We start from the raw sequence: 16556 nt of genomic DNA, 5'->3' as shown, positions 1-16556 counted from the left end.
GGCTGTCTTTTCCCTTGCGAGGTGAGGCCCATGGGAACATGGAATAATCTTCAGGAAGGTTTCACAGTCAATGAGCGTCTTCCAGACACTCTCGTTGATGTTGCTGTTTGCAATGTTTATTTTAGCGTTGCTAACATACATCGACAAAAGGAACAAATAAAAAAGCCGCCCTGCGTAACTTTGGCTAGGTTACAGGGTGACTCAACTATCATTTTTTAACTAATGCCACCGCCTTTGAAGCGGCTTGCGCGGGAAGTCTTGTTAGCGCAAGGCTTCCCTTTTCTATTACATTATAGCATGACCTTTAAAAACTGGCTAACGTTTTAGACTTTGATCAAGTTCGGATTCGGGTTGTTTGATCTCCGGATTCTGTTCAGCAAATGCTTTCAGTTGCTTTTGAGTTCGCTCACTGATTTCTTGGTGCACATCGTTTAACTGTTTTTTAAATTGTGCTTTCTGTTGTGGACTAGTTGCTTGTTGAATTTGTTGTTGCAAGCCTTGATAGGACTTATTAAGATCATGGGCTGATAGCTTTTTTAGATCATGCTCAGGTTCTTTTGGGGCTTCTTGTAAGCCTAATTGTTTGGTTAAGCCATCACTAAGCTCAATCACTTTGTTGCTCACTTGCTGGATCTCACTTAAAGCACTATGGATCACGGCTTTATCTTTAGCCCAGGTGGCCACGTAACCGAGGGAGTAGTTGCTGGTATCAACGCCAATATTTTGCATGGCAACATACGCGATCGCTTCGGCTTGGGTTTCCTGATAGGCTCGTGGCCGATCTTTAAAGGCTGATTTTAATCCGTGTAGCTGGCTATGCGCATATTCATGATATAACGTCTTCAATTTTAAAGCATTATCGGGCTCATCGCCACCAATGACGATTTCATTAGTGCTGGGTTGAAAATACCCCTTAGCCCCATTTAGCGTCGCTAAAGGCACTTCACTGACTTTAAGGTCGGTTTGCTGGTTGAGATAGTCCTTGAATGCGTTATACAAGCTTGTCACATTCTGATGATCGGCCAAATTTTCTTTGACAAAGTCTTTAGCACTTAACACTGGTTCACCGCTAGTTTGTGCCACATCAAAGACGGGTAGATAGCGATAACCGACAATGGCGCGCTCATCGGTGGTATCAAGATGCTTCTGCTCGGCTGGTGTTAGCTTCTTAATGATCGGAGCCGCAATCCGAATCGCTTTTGCGCCCCGGTTGACGGTGCGGTTAAAAGCCTTCTGCCATTGCTTAAAACCGGCGACTTGAGTGGCTTGAGGATTTTGCGCATAAATTAAATCAATGTTTCTGGCGCTATAACGATGAAATTTAGCCAGGGTATTGAGATACTTTTTAAATTGGTCACTATCAGTTAATTTTAGGATTTGCTGTTCAGCCTGGGCGACTAATTGTGCTTTCCAAGCCTTAACATCTGCTTTATTTGGCATAAGTTACCCCTCCTCATCTTCAAAAATATCATTCAGTATGGGAGCCACTTTTGTTTGAATTGAGGTCGTGCCATAAAGGGCAACGTAACCGTCAGACAATTTTTGCCAAGCCACTTGATAGTAAGCTCCATTTCCAGTAATTTCTTTTAAATACTTGTAGGCTCCTTTAGTCTGCAAAACCGGTAATTCACTCCCAATGACTGTTAATTCGTTATCCATTTCATGATCTCCTTTGCTTTGCTAATCTTACCCGTTGTTTGGGTTTACTTTTAGGGTTGTAAAAGTGAACCTAAATGACGGGTTCACCAACCGGAACGTAGTGCAGGCGGTAGGCAGGTTCTAATCAAAATCAAAACTTAATTTATGGCCGTCAAGCTTTAACTTGGCGTCAAACGACTTTCCTTTTTTACTCTTGAAACCCTTTAATTTGCTCGTTTTCCCCTTGGTGACCAACGCTTTAATTGCGGTCTTACCGAGGGTCTTACTGCTCCATTTCTTGGGCAGGGTAAAGCTTTCGCCTTGCTTAGGCTTTACAATGTAAAACTTCTGTTTATTTAAAACGGTCGCTTGCGGTGTTTCTAAGAAGACCTCGTCGGACTTTTGTGCTTGCTGTTGGTGATTGATTTGTTGCTTAATGGCTACATTGCCGGTTAATTGTGTGGGAACATCAGCGATTAACTTGGCCACAAAGTTCTTAATCTGGCTCAAAAAGTTATCCGGGGTGCGTTCTTCGGTACTGATTTGCTGTAACGCTTGCTCCCATTTAGCCGTCATTTCTGGACTAGTTAGCAAGGGTTCGAGTTCGACCGCTTTACATAATGTGATTCCGGCTTCACTGACGTGCAACTTATTCTTTTCAGTAACTAAGTAGCCGCGTTTCTTTAACACTTCCAGCACATTGGCCCGGGTCGCACTTGTCCCAATGCCTTGCACATCTTTGAGAATCGCCTGGGCTACTTCATCATCAAGCGTTTTGCCAGCGGTCTTCATGGCCGTAATCAGGGTACCTTCGGTAAAGGGTACCGGAGGGGTCGTTTCTTTTTGCGGCGTTTGTAGATTTGCTTTAACCTGATCGCCTTGGTGAACGATCGGTAAGGTGGCTGCTTCTTGCTGTTCGGCTTTGTGATCATCAAATAAAGCTTGCCAAGCTTGGTTAGTTGGGACCTTACCGGTTGCTTTAAAATTGGCGTCGCCAACTTGGGTGATAATGGTGGTTTCTTCGTACTCGTACGGGTCAGCAAACATCGCTAACGTCGTTTTTAAAACTAAGTCATAGACTTGTTGCTGTAATTTAGGTAAGCTGGCTAGTTTCTCTTTAGTCGGCACAACTTTAGTCATGATAATGGCGTAATGTTCTTCAACCTTTTTCCCATTGACGTAACGTTTATTTGGGGTGGTATTGGTTAAAGCGACTTGCTTAGAGACTAAACCCAGATACTTCGTCAGATTAGCCACTAAATAATCAAATTCTTCATCAGTGATATAAGCACAATCGGTGCGGGGGTAACTCAACAACTTGGCTTCATATAAACTTTGAATGGCTGCTAAGGTTTGGCTGGCGCTGGCGTGATAACGTTTATTCATGGCACTTTGCAGACTGGATAGTGAGAATAGTTGGGGACTAGCACGCTTTTTAGCCTGTTTTTGGACGTCCTTGATTAAACCGGCCTGTGAGCCCTTCTGAACGTTTTTAGCTTGCATGAATGCTAGTAGACCTTTTTCATCTTTAAAGCGCTGATAGGGGTCCAATTTTGCGACGAATTTTTGCTGATTGGCTAAAATTTCAGCATTTAGTTCAAAATAGGGTTCCGGCTTAAAGTTTTTGATTGCCTGGTCTCTTTGATAGACCATATACAAGGTTGGCGTCTGTACGCGACCAATTGAGTACACCCCACGCACCCCATTTTTCCTCAACAATAAAGTATATAAGGGACTACCATTCATACCGATCAACCAATCACTAATTTGCCGGGTTTGAGCTTCTTTATAAGCCAAATAGTCTTTGTGCCAGTCACCAAGATTTTTAAAGCCGGTAATAATGGCGTCTTTTTCCAAACTATTCAACCATAGTCGCTTAATGGTCTTCTTTTTAACGTCAATCTGGGCTTGGTTCATGATTGACCAGGCGATATTAGAGCCTTCCCGACCGCTATCGGTGGCAACAATAATGGTATCGGCTTTTGCTAACAGGTCTTTGACGATCCCGTATTGGTCCTTTTTACTAGCTGACACTTCAAACTTGTATTTATCGGGGAAAATCGGTAAATTAGATAAGGCCCATTGCTGGTATTTCTGATCATATTTATCCGGTGTGGCTAGTTCAACTAAGTGTCCGAGACCGTACGTCACAAATGTATTTTCGGGCAAAACAGGGTCACTAACCGTATAGTAACCCTGTTTTTTTGTGCTCTTTTGAAAGGCTTGGACGTATGAACGGGCTTGACTGGGTTTTTCAGCTAAGATAACAGTGGTCATGTTCATTCACTCCTTATGATTAAGCTTCTGTTCTAATTCTGTTTTACCTTGTTCAGTTGCTTTCAACCAAGTTTCACGGCGCAATTCTTGTTGTTGCTCTATCGATTGTTGCTTTAAATATTGTTGATACCGGTTGATGGCTTTGAAATCTGCATAGGCTGACCAACGGAATAATAAGCCACCCAGCAGTAAAACTAAGGCCATTAGCGTAGTTCCTAAAAAATCGGTATGGTTCGCCGTGAAAAGCTCTTGGTATAAATCCATTAACATGAGGTAAATTCCCATCAAATAGAAGATCATACTAACTAAGGTATCAAAATAGTAAGACAGCTTAGTCCGCCGGGAAGGTGTTGTAAAAGGGTCGGTTCGCATATCCTTTTTGGCTTTTTCCAATAACCAGTGTGCGATTTTTTTCATAACTATTTCTCCCTCCTAGTGGCTACGGAAATAATTTTGAAACATTCTCATGGCACCCATACCAGCACTCTTAGTCACACCGGTTGAAGCCCAAAAGTCTTTAACGGCGTCAGGTGTCTTGACCACCAGAAAACCGAATCCGATTGAAGCTTGAATTGTCAAATTAAGTGCAACACTACATTAAAGAATATTTCATAAGGCGTTTTCCATCCGAGACATTTACGGGGACGATTATTCATTTGTTCTGCATATGCTTGTATCCGGCGGTCAGTAATTGAATCAAGGTCAGTTCCTTTTGGCAAATATTCGCGAAGCAAGCCGTTAGTATTTTCGTTAGTTCCTCGTTGCCAAGGAGAGTGAGGATCGGGAAAGTAGAAGGGCGTACCAAATTTATCAGTTAAACATTGAACTTTGGCAAACTCTTTACCCCTATCCGGGGTAATCGTTAACGATCTACCAGGCCATAGCTTCATTAAGTCGCTCAAAGTATCCGTGACTGCTTCTGAAGTTCTTTTAGCAGCTTTACCAATAAGCAGGTAACGAGATTTTCGATCAACCAATGTAACGACACAAGCCTTTCCGCTTTTGCCTAACACGGTATCACCTTCCCAGTGACCAATTTCTACACGGTTGTCAGCTTCTCGCGGACGATCATGAATCTTGTTGGGGATTGGAATCTTGCCTCGTTTTTCCTGATAAGCTTTATTGTGGCGAGACTTGCCGTGATGCCTTAGATGGCGCACGGCACTAGAGCTGCCAGATTTAAACAAATTATCAAATAAGCCATTGAAAATCCCACGGTAAATAGTCGTGGTACTGATCTGCACCGGATACTTTTCGACTGCCAAGCGATTCGATATTTCCTCCGGAGACCAAAGGTCTTCGCAGAAGTGTTCTCTCACCACTTCAAACACCTGAGGATTACTCAAAAGAGAGACTCTGCCACAGTTGCCTTTGCGCTGTTTGTACTTCTCCTGAGCCTTCGAAGGTGAATAGGATTTACCAGTAGAATTACGGCTTAATTCTCGAGAAATGGTTGAGTAACTTTTCTTGATATGGCTGGCAATCTCACGAAGTGAGTTTCCATGATTCCTCATTAAAAAGATAGTTTCCCGTTCATCTATGGTAATATGCTTGTAGTGATCCATGGCTAAATTCCTTTCATGATTGTTTTCGCAAACATCATTTTACAGAAATTTGGCCATGGGCCATTCTTTATTTAATTAGTGTTGCACTTAAAGTGTAAATTCAAGAGCAATAAAAGCAATAAACCCGTATTTAGCCATATTAGTGAAACACCATACTGATAATGACATACAAAGCACCTGGCTAATAATGGAGGCATTGTAATAAATATACTTCTTCCACCACGTGCCACTATAATCAAAGCTTTCAGTCGCCATGCTCATTGCAGCTAAAGGAATTGTCAGGTTATACCACGCCATATCAGCCACAAACACACACATTTTGATAAAGAACACGACGGTTACGACAGTGAAGATTAGCAGAAACAAAATCTGTAAGGGTAGCGAAATGCCAACATCTTTTAACCCAGGAACTTTATTCATGCCGGTAATTGATTTAGCAGTGAACTGCTGATCAGAACTAAACATATACTTTAGCAGGGGCAAGGTAATTGAACCTTGAATAAAGCCTTGTAAGAACACGAAAACCGGAATCACGGCCGCTGATTTAATTCCGTCCATGATGATATTAGCCCAAGTCACATCGGTACTTTCGTCCGCCTCTTTTATAATTGTCATCACAATACGCCCAAGGACGACCACAACGACTAACGATGTCGCAAAGGATTTGATTTTACATTTAGATTACAAGTGCATGCCCCCATCTTCATGCCGGTTTCGAGTTTGGTGTTGCCGTTGCTTTTTCGTCATTTCCCACTCAGTCTCCTTTAAACCTTGCGCCTGTTTTTGCCGTTCGTAATCTTCATCACGGGCATATAGGGCGGTCATGATTGCGTTACTAAAGGCCGTCTTTAAGTAGTAGCTTGGACTAACTGGCTTGTAATTTAGCGGTTGATAATGTCCAATATTTACTTTTCTATACTGGTCGTCCTTGGCTTGTTGCTCTTTTAACTGCATTTGGATTTTCTCGATCTGACTGTTCTTAATCGTCGGATCAGCTTTGCATTCGCCCAAAAAGAGTTGTTTAGTGCCGTCATGATTTAAAACCCGTTGTAAGTGATGATTTTCTAACTGATCTAAGCTCAGCTGTCCCGATAAATAAGCTAGTCCTTGTTGATGTTCTTGGGGACTGAACACCTGTGGTGGATTTGCTTGCCACTGTTCAATTGTTTCAGCCTGACATGGCTTTAAAACAGGATCATAGTACATCACGGCTGTATAGGCTTGTTCCTGTTTAATCATTGGTAATTCATCTAAATCGCCTTTGGGAAAGGCCCTTTTCAATACTTCATGGTATTGCGTTTTAATGACTTGCTTAACAGCCATGATTGTTCGCAAATCTTTGACTGCGCGAGTAATCTTTTGCTGCTCGGTTGGTGAATACTTTTCTAGTAGACCTTGATCAACGTGTTCTAGACTTTCTAAGCTATCATCATGAATCATCAGCGTATATTTCAGATCGGTTTTAACTTCCTTTTCTTGTTGCATTAATAACTTAAAACCAACGTATGGCCGCTTAGTAAAGGTCAATAATTGTTGGGTCAACAAATCATCACGAATGTTCATTAAACGTTCGTTTAATTCACTACCCTTGAAAACTGTTTGTTCGCTATCGGTTTCCTTAATTAATTCTCGTCTTTCAGCTTGCGTGGTCTGTTCAAAATTAAGCTCTGGATAAAGTTTTTTCGTCGTGCGATCGACCACTTTATTTAAGAGTTCATCTGCTTTTTTGAGTGAGCTTTCTTGTTGGTTAATTGTCAATAATTGTTTAGTCACATCTTCACCAACCGCATGTTTAATTAAGGTGCTGTTTTCCCAATTAAATAGCATGCGCCGTTTATCATCTAAGTTCTCCAAACTGATATAAGTTTTCAGTTCATGGCTTAACTCTTTAACTACCCGTTTTTCATTAAACGAGAAGTGTTTACTTAGGCTATCTAAATGACCTCTATTGATTACTTTTTCTTGGTTGTTTTTATAACTGGCTTTGGCCTTGCGATAGTTCTTAACTTGTTGGTTAAATTCTTTTCTTTCATGCCGCTTACTATTGATTCCCTCATGTTGCATTGGGGTATCATCTATTCCCTCCTCGATAAATGATTTTTCGCTGATCCGATCGGGAATATTTTTTTGCTCTAAAACTTGATTTACACTAACCGCCCAATTGTGCCGCCATTGATTGATTTTTTCTTTTTTATCCCAATCAACTAACCACACCTTTCTTGATCTTGGGAAACGACTATTTCCTGTATAAGTCTTGTTCCCATTTTCGTCTAATATGTTTTCTCGTTTACTTTTCAATCCCCACGTTCCGTCTGGGTTAAATGGACGGTTAGTTAACATCACATGAGCGTGCGGATTATCTGGGTGATCTCTATGAATTGCCACATCGGCAACCATACCTTCATCAACAAAATTTTCTTGTACATATTTTGTCAATAATTCTTTCTGTTCATCTTCACTTAATTCAACTGGTAGAGCCACGTTAAACTCTTTAGCGTACCGTGAATTTGCTCGACGGTCTTTTCTTTCTACTTCGTTCCATAATTTCTCTCTATCACTCGCCCATTCTGGCGCATTCTTTGGTGTCAAAATAAAGCTTTCTGGCATAACCGACCGAGAATAAAAATAACTTCGACCTTCTTTTTGATCGAATAATTTTTCGCCACTTCGATAACTTGCTCCAGCAATTGCACTTCTTCCTTTTCCAGCACTAATATTACTAAAGCTCATGTGAAAAATTGCCATGTCGGTCACCACCTTTCTTTGGGTTTATGGGTTTGATTTTGTTGTCGCCATCGGCGACTTCTAGTACAAGTGTTTAGCACAATAACACAACCAACTTTAGTTGTTGTGTGTAAGTGCGCATTGACCTCGTTTCACTCGGTCTGCTGATTCTCCTGAATTTGCTTTTAGTGTATGACTTCCGCTTCGCTATTTCAACTTTTATCCTTTGACTTAACGTTCTCTGTATGATATAGTGTCGGTGATTATTTTTAATATGATTGGAGGGATCCTTATGTCTCAAAGTAACTTAGAAAAACAAGAAGCCAAATTAAAACAGCTTAATCAAAAGATTAAAGCTGAAAAAAATAAAATTGAACAAAATCTCGGTAAGCAAATCATTAGATCAGCCAATTTGGATTATGGGACACTTACCACTCCACAGATTAAAATGATTGCTAAAAAAGTTGCCGCCTTTTTAAATCAAGCTCAAAGTAACCGATAATAGTTAGGTGGTAATGACTATGCCTAATCAATATGAAAAGCTAGTTGAGCAGCAAGCGCGTTTAAAACAAAAAATTGAGCGAGAAGATTTTAAATTACGGCAATCTAAATACTACGAAAATCGGCAAGCCCGCAAAGCCCATTCTCGCCGATTAATTCAAAAAGGGGCTTTGCTCGAAAAATACTTTCAAACTGATAACCTATCGGTCGAACAAACCGAAGAACTTTTAAAAATATTTGCCAATTACGTTAATGCTCATAAACCGAATAAATTTAAAGACGATCAGCCTAATAACTAGGCCGATCGTTTTTATTTTCTGGATCATTTTTGGGCTTGATTTCTGGGTTCTGATCCGCAAAATCTTTTAACTATTTTTGAATTCTTTTACTAGTTTTGTCTTTAACTGATTTAAGTGCTAAGTTTGCTCTAATTTGTAATCCTTGAATGCCATTGTCATATGTCCACCGTTTAATTTTAGCCATGTCATTAGTTCGATAATAATTGGCAATTAGTTCGTTCCATTGATCCCACTTATCTAACGGCACATTGATTAAGCCTGCACCACCGTCAATCATAATTTTATTAGCACTTAAAGTCGCCGTCCTTTTGTTCCCGTCCCAAAAGATTTGTTGGCGCATATTATGATACATGACAGTCAATGCTTTATCAGTAATCGTCGTTCGTGGATCAGCCAAGATTTTTTGTAAAAAGGATTGTTCTTGTTTTTCGTTAATTAAAGGTGGTTCAAAAAAGTCTTCACTACCTAAATCAACTCCTCCTTTCCCTTGCCGTAATTCTCCCGGTACTAAGGCGTCTTCCGCTGCCACAATCTTGTTGATTTGTTTTTCCATGGTTAACGTTAAAGGGGAATTTTGAGCAGTGATATATTGCCACCCACGCTTTAAATTAACAATCGTCAAAACATCTTCAACAGGTACTCCTGCTACGCTCATACCGTCCATAATAGTTTGTGTTTGTGGCAAAGTGGTATTAACGCCTTCAAAACGAGCATTAGTATGCACTAACTTGGTAAAGTTTGCTCGGGCAAACCGTTGGTTTTCTGCAGCTGTGAATTTATACTTGTCCATATATGTTCGAGTTTTAGCCATATTTTGTGCCTCCTTTCTATTTCAGTCACTGATTATTTGACCTGTCCATGTTAAATCACAAAATGCTTTTCGTTGATAATTTGCTCTTGGCGTTTATCTAAGAGGTAAGTGTGTAACGCGTCAAACAGCTTGCGTTTATCAGGATCTGGATTATATGCCGCTTGTTCCCAAATGTCTTGAATATTGACTGCCCAGGGGTCAGCCAACAATTGATCAATTGTTTCGATTTCTTTGCTGGGTTTGGTCATTTAAAAAGCTCCTATCCTGTTTTTCTAGCTCAGCTATCGTCAATTCGGCCACTTAAGGCACCTATTTTCACTTCTAAGCGATTTTAAAGCCGTTTTAATATAATTATGCATGTAACACTTAAAAAGGCTTAAATGAGTCCATATGACGTTTAATTTCAAGAACGCTCATTGTCAGTGTTCTGTTCTTCGGGGTGTTTGGCCGCATATTCTCTAGCCGCTTGTTTATTCCACCAAACGCCAAATAGGTTTTGCATGGTGCCGTACAAGTAGTTTTCCACGTTCTTGATATGCTTTTCATTGCTTCTTAGGGCGTTAAAGTAGCGTCTCAAGGCTTTAGTCATCAAAGATTTTAGTTCTTCGTCGCCAAGCGGGATTATGACGCCAATATCTTGATGATCCTTTTCAACTCGGTACTTAGCATTTAAAATAATGCCAATGAAGCGCCGCATTTGTTGCGGAGTTCGGCACCAGAAGCTAAGTAATTGCACGGCTTCTGGTTCCAAGAAAACCGGTAAGCCACTGTCTTCATCAGTTAAGAAGTCATTAGCATGGTTCACCAAATCCTGGTTTTGCTTTTGAATTTCGGCTGATGAGAAATTGGCTGTGGAAAAGTCCAACTTTTGAGTATCTATATTGTATCTATTAGTATCTAAACCTCTAGTATTGTTTAGATTGTGTTCCATTTTGAAACTTCCGCTTGTATCAAGGGATTTCGGCTCTTTTTGTCGGGGTTCCATTTTGAAACTTCCGCTTGTATCAAGGGATTTCGGCTCTTCATTAGTAATCTTTTTTTTGTAAATGTCTTTAGTTGTAACTTCGAGGTCAGCTAGATAAAGATGATTTGGTAGATTCTTCTTTTTCTTCGGATCAAATCCTAAGTTAACTTGATAGAGTAACTTTGCCCTTTCTAATTCTTTTTTTACTTTAACAATTTTCGCATTGCCCCAGCCAAATAAATTATGAAGCTCTTGATTTGTGAAAATGAAATAGACTCGATTCTTCTCATCAATCCAGTTGTTTCTTAATGAGTAATCTAGACGATCACGTAAAATCATATATCCTAACTTAGCACTATCACTTAGCTTTTTGTATTTTTCTCCGTATAGTAAAACTTGTGGGAATTGAAAAAAACGGGTTTCATAAGCTTTTTTTGATTCAATAAAATTAAAATTTGTTTGATCCATAATAAAACTCCCCTTCATTGACTTGTACATGCTGTCTTCAAAGAGAGTTGCTAAAACATCAGACTTGTTCTAAAATACAAATTTGATATGCTCTGACTGAATTATAAAGCATCATTGGCAGTGAGGACTTTGTAAATTCACCAGCATGTGTTTGTTTGTGAGTTGCAATTCGGCAACTTTTTTTAATTTTTAAGAACTAAAAATGGACTAAGTAGTTATTAGAAGCTACTTAGTCCATTGGTCTTATCTTCGTTTTAATTAGTTTACCTTTGCTTGCCCCTTAAGGTTTGCTTGCGGTATAATTAGCACGTAAACAAGATTACAATTTGTTCAAGCAATTTTAACTTGGCGGTGAAAATTGCTTGGACTAGGTAGCTGCAAGATAGCTACTTGTCAATACTGCAAAAATCCCAATCCCGAGTGGATTGGGATTTTTTGTTTATGAACAAAGCATATCATTCTGCAAAGGTTAAGTAAATAGTTTTATGTATATGATTTATGATTAATCATAAATCATATAAAATTTGCGATTAATCATAAATCATGGTAAAGTGTTTATGTAAAGGTAGGTGCTACTATGAATGGGAAAACACTATTAAACTTCAACTTTAAAGGTGGCGTTGGTAAGACCACCTTGACTGTAATGGAAACCTATTTATTGGGTCAAGAGGGGAAAAAAGTACTACTGATAGATTTCGATCCCCAGGGAAATGCAACTGAAATTATGAAGGAGACTTATAAAGCCGATTTAAAGCCGGAACTTTCATTATATGAGGGCCTTCTTGGAGGGAATTTGTCTAAATCTATTGTGTCTGTTACAAACCAAATTGATATGATTCCTACAGATTGGACATTGTCTTTATGGATTGGTGCTGTAGAAAAAGTTAGTCGGGTTAAACGTAATATTCTATTACCACAAATGCTTTCAAAGTTAAAACAAAATTACGATTATATTTTTATTGACGTACCACCAACAATAAATGTCTTTACTAATAACGCAATCATGGCTTCAGATTTCATCTCAATTGTCTTACAAACTCAAAAGCAGTCATATACAAGTTCTTTAAAAACAGCTACGCATTTAGGTGAACTACGTGAACAATACAATGGAAGTTTTCAGTTAGTTGGTGTCATATTGTACTTAATGAAGCCACGTGCAAAAGTTGATACTGAAATTTCTGCACAAGCAAAAGACTTTTTTGGCGAAGGGGTCTTTTCAAACTCAATTAGAACTCAAGAACGAGTTAAAACGTTTGCTAATGAAGGAATACGGAATAAAGACCATTGGGATAAAAGAGCAATCCAAATGTACCAAATGGTTCTTAATGAACAACTACTTAGAATTCAACAGTTAGAGGAGTAATTTATCATGGCAGAAGATTTTTTAAACAAAGTTAGTAAAAAGGCATCTGAACAACTTAAAAATCTAAAAAGTCCATACCAATTCGAAACAGAAAGAACTAAAACCGTTCAACTTCGCATGAGCACATATAAAGAAGTTAAACGCATCGCTTTTGAGAATGACGAAAAAATTGTTGATGTCTTAGAAAAAATTATTCGTGAAGGCCTTGCCAAACGTAAATAAGATTGAGCTTAACTTATGTATTACTGATTGTGTGATTTATGATAAAAGATTAATCTTTTATCATAAATCACACAATCAATAAACTTCACTGTACAAGGTATATTTAAAATAAATTTGATTTAAACATACGTGGTAGATCGCAAATTTAGGGGTCTAGAATTTTGGGTGTTGGAAAGTATTTCCATTCCAAAAGTACTAGGCCCTTTTTGATAACAAAAAAAGGCATCTAAGTCTCCCTAGTGCTATGCTTTAAGCGACGAAACTCAAGATAAGCGGGGTAGGAATAGATGTCTCAACTAGATAATACACTTAAATTACTGGGAATTACAGACACAAACATTCAGGTGTTCGGTACTCGTGAGGAATTTCATGGTCGGGGCTCGGGTCGCAAAAAGTATTTGGTCATCCAGGCAGAGCTTACCTACACACTCAGGCGCTGTCCCAGCTGTGGATACAATACGTTGCACCCTAACGGACACAAGTTCACTCATGTCCACATTGCAGGACCCATGGACCGGCCCGTAATTCTAGAGCTAAACAAGCAACGCTGGCGTTGTAGTAACTGCCATAGCACTTGTACGGCCACCACTCCAGTGGTATCAACCAACCACGCCATCGGTCACGGACTAGCGACTCATGTGCTGAAGCTAGCCAGTAAATCACTCCCGGCTAAGACTATCGCCAGTCTCACCGGTATTTCGACAAACTCAGTTCAGCGTATTTTGACGGCTAATATTCATCCACACGCGAGCCGCCGGTTACCGATTAATCTATGCTTTGATGAATTCCGTTCCACGCACGGCTCCATGTCGTTTATTTGCATTGACGCCGACACTCACAAATCAGTTAAAGTACTTAGCGACCGCCTTAATAGAAACATCAAACAGTTCTTTCTTAGTCAGTACAGCACCGCAGAACGGGCCGCGGTTCAACGCGTCATCATGGACATGGACGCCTCCTATCAGGAATTCGTGCACGAACTATTCCCTAACGCCGAACTCATTATTGATCGGTTCCACATTATTCAATTAATGGGCCGGACGATGGATACCACTCGCACTCAATGTTTAAAGCAACTCGACAAACATTCGCGGGAATATAAAGTACTGAAATCACTATGGCGCCTATTCCACAAGGCCAACCCTGACGCACAAAAGAGCCGCTACCTCTTCGGCCTGAATGAGTACTCGACCGAACAGAACGCTATTGATATTGGAACCAATACGTTTCCGGCCTTCAAAACCGCTTATGAAACCTACATCGATCTCCACGATGCTTTGATGGGGCGTCACGCTGATGAACTCAAGAATATCATCACTAACTATCAGCCTAACGGCACGCCCCTAGATACGGCCATGCATACCCTACGAAAGAATCTTAATGGAGTAATTAACGCCGCCAAATCGTCCTACTCTAACGGACCGATAGAGGGCATCAACCGTAAGATCAAGGAGCTCAAACGTGCTTGTTATGGCTTCTCCAATCAGGCCAATATGTTCACACGCGTCTACCAGCTGATTGCCTAGATTATCTACCACAATAACGTCACGATGGTAGGCTTATTTGTTATGCCTTCAAGTACGATATTCAGACAACACACCAGATTAAACGCCGCAACTAATAAAACAACAAAAAAGATCTCCCACACGAGGAGATCTCCAAAGGATAGAAACTATCCTTCAACACCATTTGACAAACTTCCGTATTAACATAGAGCTTAAAATACTGGTATAGCAATGTTTAAAAAGTGAATGCACATTTATTTAACTGTTATTTTAAATACCATCGTGATATACTAAATACCAATTTCACTAAAGGAGTTTTCTACATGTCAAATTATAATAAAGCTTTAGCGTTTGCAGTTACCTTAACAGCACTTTTTACTTTCCCCAACAACGTAAATGCTAAAACAAACGTGCCAACAACTAAAATACCCAAAAGTGAATCAATCCATGTCATTCAAAGTAACACTGATTCCCATACATATAATTTTGGAAAAAAACAATATGTAACAGAAAAAGTAACCACCGCTTATGGTTTAAATAATCAGCAGCCAAATTATCAAGATCCAGTTTCTATTTCTAAAAATGTTGTCTTAACAGTGGTTAAAAAAATGCCAAGGGAAAATGGATACTTAGTCAGTATTCCTGGGAGCTCGGAAAACTTCTTCATTAAGAACATAAACGATTATACGTACTCCACTAAAACCATCACACTGACCCAAAATGGTCAAAAGAAATTATTAAAAAATTCTTTCAAATGGTCAAAAACCTTAAATAAGAAGGAAATAAGGGCTCTTCGATACTACACAGGCAATGGATACACAAATATAAATACCGCACTAAGAAGCCCCAATAAAAATATTGCTAAAAAAATAAGTCAAAAAATAAATTTAATTAAATACAGTATTGGGACGTTTAAACTCGCTTCGCCCTTAACCGTATACAGAGGTACCTCGTTAGAAGGCTTAAAACAATCTTTATCTGGTAAAGCAATTGCAGATGGTGAGCAATATGAAGACCGTGCTTTTTCATCCACAAGCATTAATAAAATGATTGCAACTGGATTTTCTAGTAAAGTTATTTTGAAAATTAACTTACCGGAAGGCTACCACGGTGCCTATATTGACCCAATTTCCGAAAACAAGGGCGAAGAAGAATATTTGCTAAAAAATAATACTAAATTAATTACTACTAAAATTCAAAAAGTTAAAACTCATACTATTTCTACGATGGAGTTTGTAAAAACCAGTGCCAAAGGAAAAATCATTTCTCAAAAAAATAAGAAGCATAGTTCAAATGCTGCTTATTGGCTGATTACACTCAATTTAGAAAACTAAAATCATATGTATCAAAGCTGAGATTTATTTCCCAGCTTTTTATTTTTACATAAATTTCTCGATCAAATAAATAATCAACGGTACAAAAATACCCGCTACTAAATAGATAGAGAAATTGTAATATATTCTTTAACAGAGAATCATTTCTTGAGGAGCGATTAATCATTTTTGCTCCTATACTGAAATTTGGTACCAAAATCATTAGATTTTGTGTCATAATGATAAAAATCAGAATAGGAGTTTTTTTATGAAATATTATTCAGATGAATTTAAAAACAACATCGTTAAGCTTTATCACAATGAAAATCGTTCAAAGAAATCCTTAGCCAATGAATATGGGTTCATCCAACCACCATCAGTCATTGGATCAAGCGGGCCAAATTAGTTGAACTACCTGACGGTGGCGTAACGAGTGTTGAAGCCTTCAAGCAACTACAGAAAGAAAACCAGCAGTTAAAAGAAGAAAATGAAATTTTAAAAGCAGCGGCGGTGTTACTGGGAAGGCATTAGGCAAAGTTAAAGCCATAGACTTTATCAACGAACAATTATGTAAACACCGCCTCTGGATAATCTTGAAAGCCTTAGGGCTTTCTAAAAGTACGTATTATCATTGGAAACACTATCAGACAAGTCGTCATGATAAACAAGATACGATTTTAAAAAGCCAGATCTTTGAAATTTGGAAAAATAATTATAAAGCCTATGGGTGCCCTCGGATCACAATTGCCATGAGAAGACTTGGTGTAGTCATTGGCCCCAATCGTGTCTACCGATTAATGCAGGAGTTAGGCATTCGATCACTAATGGGGCGGCGCTTTAAGAAGCCAGGCACTCATGTAGATTATTCCCAACGGCCTGGATTGAAGTCAATATTTGAGACAGGTT

At 39.2% G+C, this 16556-nt stretch carries 18 protein-coding genes and 3 pseudogenes; 9 read left to right on the top strand and 12 right to left on the bottom strand.

Features of this window, described 5'->3' with window-relative positions:
- Positions 1-70 precede the first annotated feature (70 nt).
- The gene (locus FC51_RS12670) at positions 71-160 is read left to right on the top strand and encodes a putative holin-like toxin (protein ID WP_072672334.1); all 90 of its coding nucleotides are present in this window, start codon (positions 71-73) and stop codon (positions 158-160) included.
- Positions 161-315: 155 nt separating this feature from the next.
- Here the strand turns inward: FC51_RS12670 and FC51_RS10920 are convergent, their stop codons facing one another.
- The 8 genes and pseudogenes from FC51_RS10920 to mobQ form a co-directional block, all read right to left on the bottom strand.
- Complete coding sequence (locus FC51_RS10920; RefSeq protein WP_057911316.1) at positions 316-1440, bottom strand: ArdC-like ssDNA-binding domain-containing protein; 1125 nt, start codon at positions 1438-1440, stop codon at positions 316-318.
- Between the two features lie 3 nt (positions 1441-1443).
- Positions 1444-1659: a hypothetical protein gene (locus tag FC51_RS10915; protein ID WP_057911315.1), complete on the bottom strand. Its 216-nt coding sequence runs from the start codon at positions 1657-1659 to the stop codon at positions 1444-1446.
- 120 nt (positions 1660-1779) lie between these two features.
- Positions 1780-3915 (bottom strand): type IA DNA topoisomerase, encoded by a 2136-nt coding sequence (locus FC51_RS10910; RefSeq protein ID WP_057911314.1) that lies wholly within the window; start codon positions 3913-3915, stop codon positions 1780-1782.
- A gap of 6 nt (positions 3916-3921) precedes the next feature.
- Positions 3922-4332 carry a hypothetical protein gene (locus FC51_RS10905; protein ID WP_057911313.1) on the bottom strand — a complete coding sequence of 137 codons (411 nt, stop codon included), beginning with the start codon at positions 4330-4332 and terminating at the stop codon, positions 3922-3924.
- A gap of 15 nt (positions 4333-4347) precedes the next feature.
- Positions 4348-4482, bottom strand: a pseudogene (locus tag FC51_RS12315) (conjugal transfer protein TrbL family protein); the annotation flags it as partial.
- A gap of 8 nt (positions 4483-4490) precedes the next feature.
- On the bottom strand, positions 4491-5480 hold the full coding sequence (locus tag FC51_RS10900; protein ID WP_004561985.1) for an IS30 family transposase: 990 nt from the start codon (positions 5478-5480) through the stop codon (positions 4491-4493).
- A gap of 105 nt (positions 5481-5585) precedes the next feature.
- Positions 5586-6143, bottom strand: a pseudogene (locus tag FC51_RS10895) (conjugal transfer protein TrbL family protein); the annotation flags it as partial.
- A gap of 18 nt (positions 6144-6161) precedes the next feature.
- Positions 6162-8225 carry a MobQ family relaxase gene (gene mobQ / locus FC51_RS10890; protein WP_057911312.1) on the bottom strand — a complete coding sequence of 688 codons (2064 nt, stop codon included), beginning with the start codon at positions 8223-8225 and terminating at the stop codon, positions 6162-6164.
- 271 nt (positions 8226-8496) lie between these two features.
- On the opposite strand from mobQ, the gene FC51_RS10885 reads away from it, so the two are divergent.
- Entirely contained in the window at positions 8497-8706 is a 210-nt protein-coding gene (locus FC51_RS10885) for a hypothetical protein (protein WP_057911311.1), read from the top strand.
- 19 nt (positions 8707-8725) lie between these two features.
- The gene (locus FC51_RS10880) at positions 8726-9004 is read left to right on the top strand and encodes a hypothetical protein (protein WP_057911310.1); all 279 of its coding nucleotides are present in this window, start codon (positions 8726-8728) and stop codon (positions 9002-9004) included.
- Here FC51_RS10880 and FC51_RS12725 read toward each other — a convergent pair.
- From FC51_RS12725 to FC51_RS10865, 4 genes and pseudogenes are all read right to left on the bottom strand, one after another.
- Positions 8994-9074: pseudogene (locus FC51_RS12725) on the bottom strand (zeta toxin family protein); the annotation flags it as partial. The gene FC51_RS10880 and the pseudogene FC51_RS12725 overlap by 11 nt on opposite strands.
- Positions 9075-9815 (bottom strand): Fic family protein, encoded by a 741-nt coding sequence (locus tag FC51_RS10875; RefSeq protein WP_057911309.1) that lies wholly within the window; start codon positions 9813-9815, stop codon positions 9075-9077.
- Between the two features lie 50 nt (positions 9816-9865).
- Positions 9866-10063, bottom strand: a complete 198-nt coding sequence (locus tag FC51_RS10870) for a hypothetical protein (protein WP_054762704.1) — start codon at positions 10061-10063, stop codon at positions 9866-9868.
- A 155-nt stretch (positions 10064-10218) separates the two neighbouring features.
- Positions 10219-11247 (bottom strand): replication initiator protein A, encoded by a 1029-nt coding sequence (locus FC51_RS10865; RefSeq protein WP_057911308.1) that lies wholly within the window; start codon positions 11245-11247, stop codon positions 10219-10221.
- Between the two features lie 577 nt (positions 11248-11824).
- Here FC51_RS10865 and FC51_RS10860 point away from each other — a divergent pair.
- The 6 genes from FC51_RS10860 to FC51_RS12720 form a co-directional block, all read left to right on the top strand.
- Positions 11825-12610, top strand: coding sequence for a ParA family protein (locus FC51_RS10860; RefSeq protein ID WP_005728422.1), 786 nt, complete (start codon positions 11825-11827; stop codon positions 12608-12610).
- Positions 12611-12616: 6 nt separating this feature from the next.
- The gene (locus FC51_RS10855; protein WP_003649837.1) at positions 12617-12832 is read left to right on the top strand and encodes a hypothetical protein; all 216 of its coding nucleotides are present in this window, start codon (positions 12617-12619) and stop codon (positions 12830-12832) included.
- Positions 12833-13119: 287 nt separating this feature from the next.
- Positions 13120-14358 carry an ISL3 family transposase gene (locus tag FC51_RS10850; RefSeq protein ID WP_057911307.1) on the top strand — a complete coding sequence of 413 codons (1239 nt, stop codon included), beginning with the start codon at positions 13120-13122 and terminating at the stop codon, positions 14356-14358.
- A 302-nt stretch (positions 14359-14660) separates the two neighbouring features.
- The gene (locus FC51_RS10845) at positions 14661-15671 is read left to right on the top strand and encodes an ADP-ribosyltransferase (protein WP_057911306.1); all 1011 of its coding nucleotides are present in this window, start codon (positions 14661-14663) and stop codon (positions 15669-15671) included.
- Positions 15672-15918: 247 nt separating this feature from the next.
- Positions 15919-16056 carry a hypothetical protein gene (locus FC51_RS12305; RefSeq protein ID WP_155519320.1) on the top strand — a complete coding sequence of 46 codons (138 nt, stop codon included), beginning with the start codon at positions 15919-15921 and terminating at the stop codon, positions 16054-16056.
- Between the two features lie 187 nt (positions 16057-16243).
- Positions 16244-16556: IS3 family transposase (locus FC51_RS12720; protein ID WP_162261242.1), on the top strand; the 313-nt coding region annotated here is incomplete at its 3' end.

The organism is Lentilactobacillus parabuchneri DSM 5707 = NBRC 107865 (assembly GCF_001435315.1).
GTDB classification, from domain to species: Bacteria; Bacillota; Bacilli; order Lactobacillales; family Lactobacillaceae; genus Lentilactobacillus; species Lentilactobacillus parabuchneri.
This window is presented reverse-complemented; position numbering and strand designations above follow the sequence as displayed.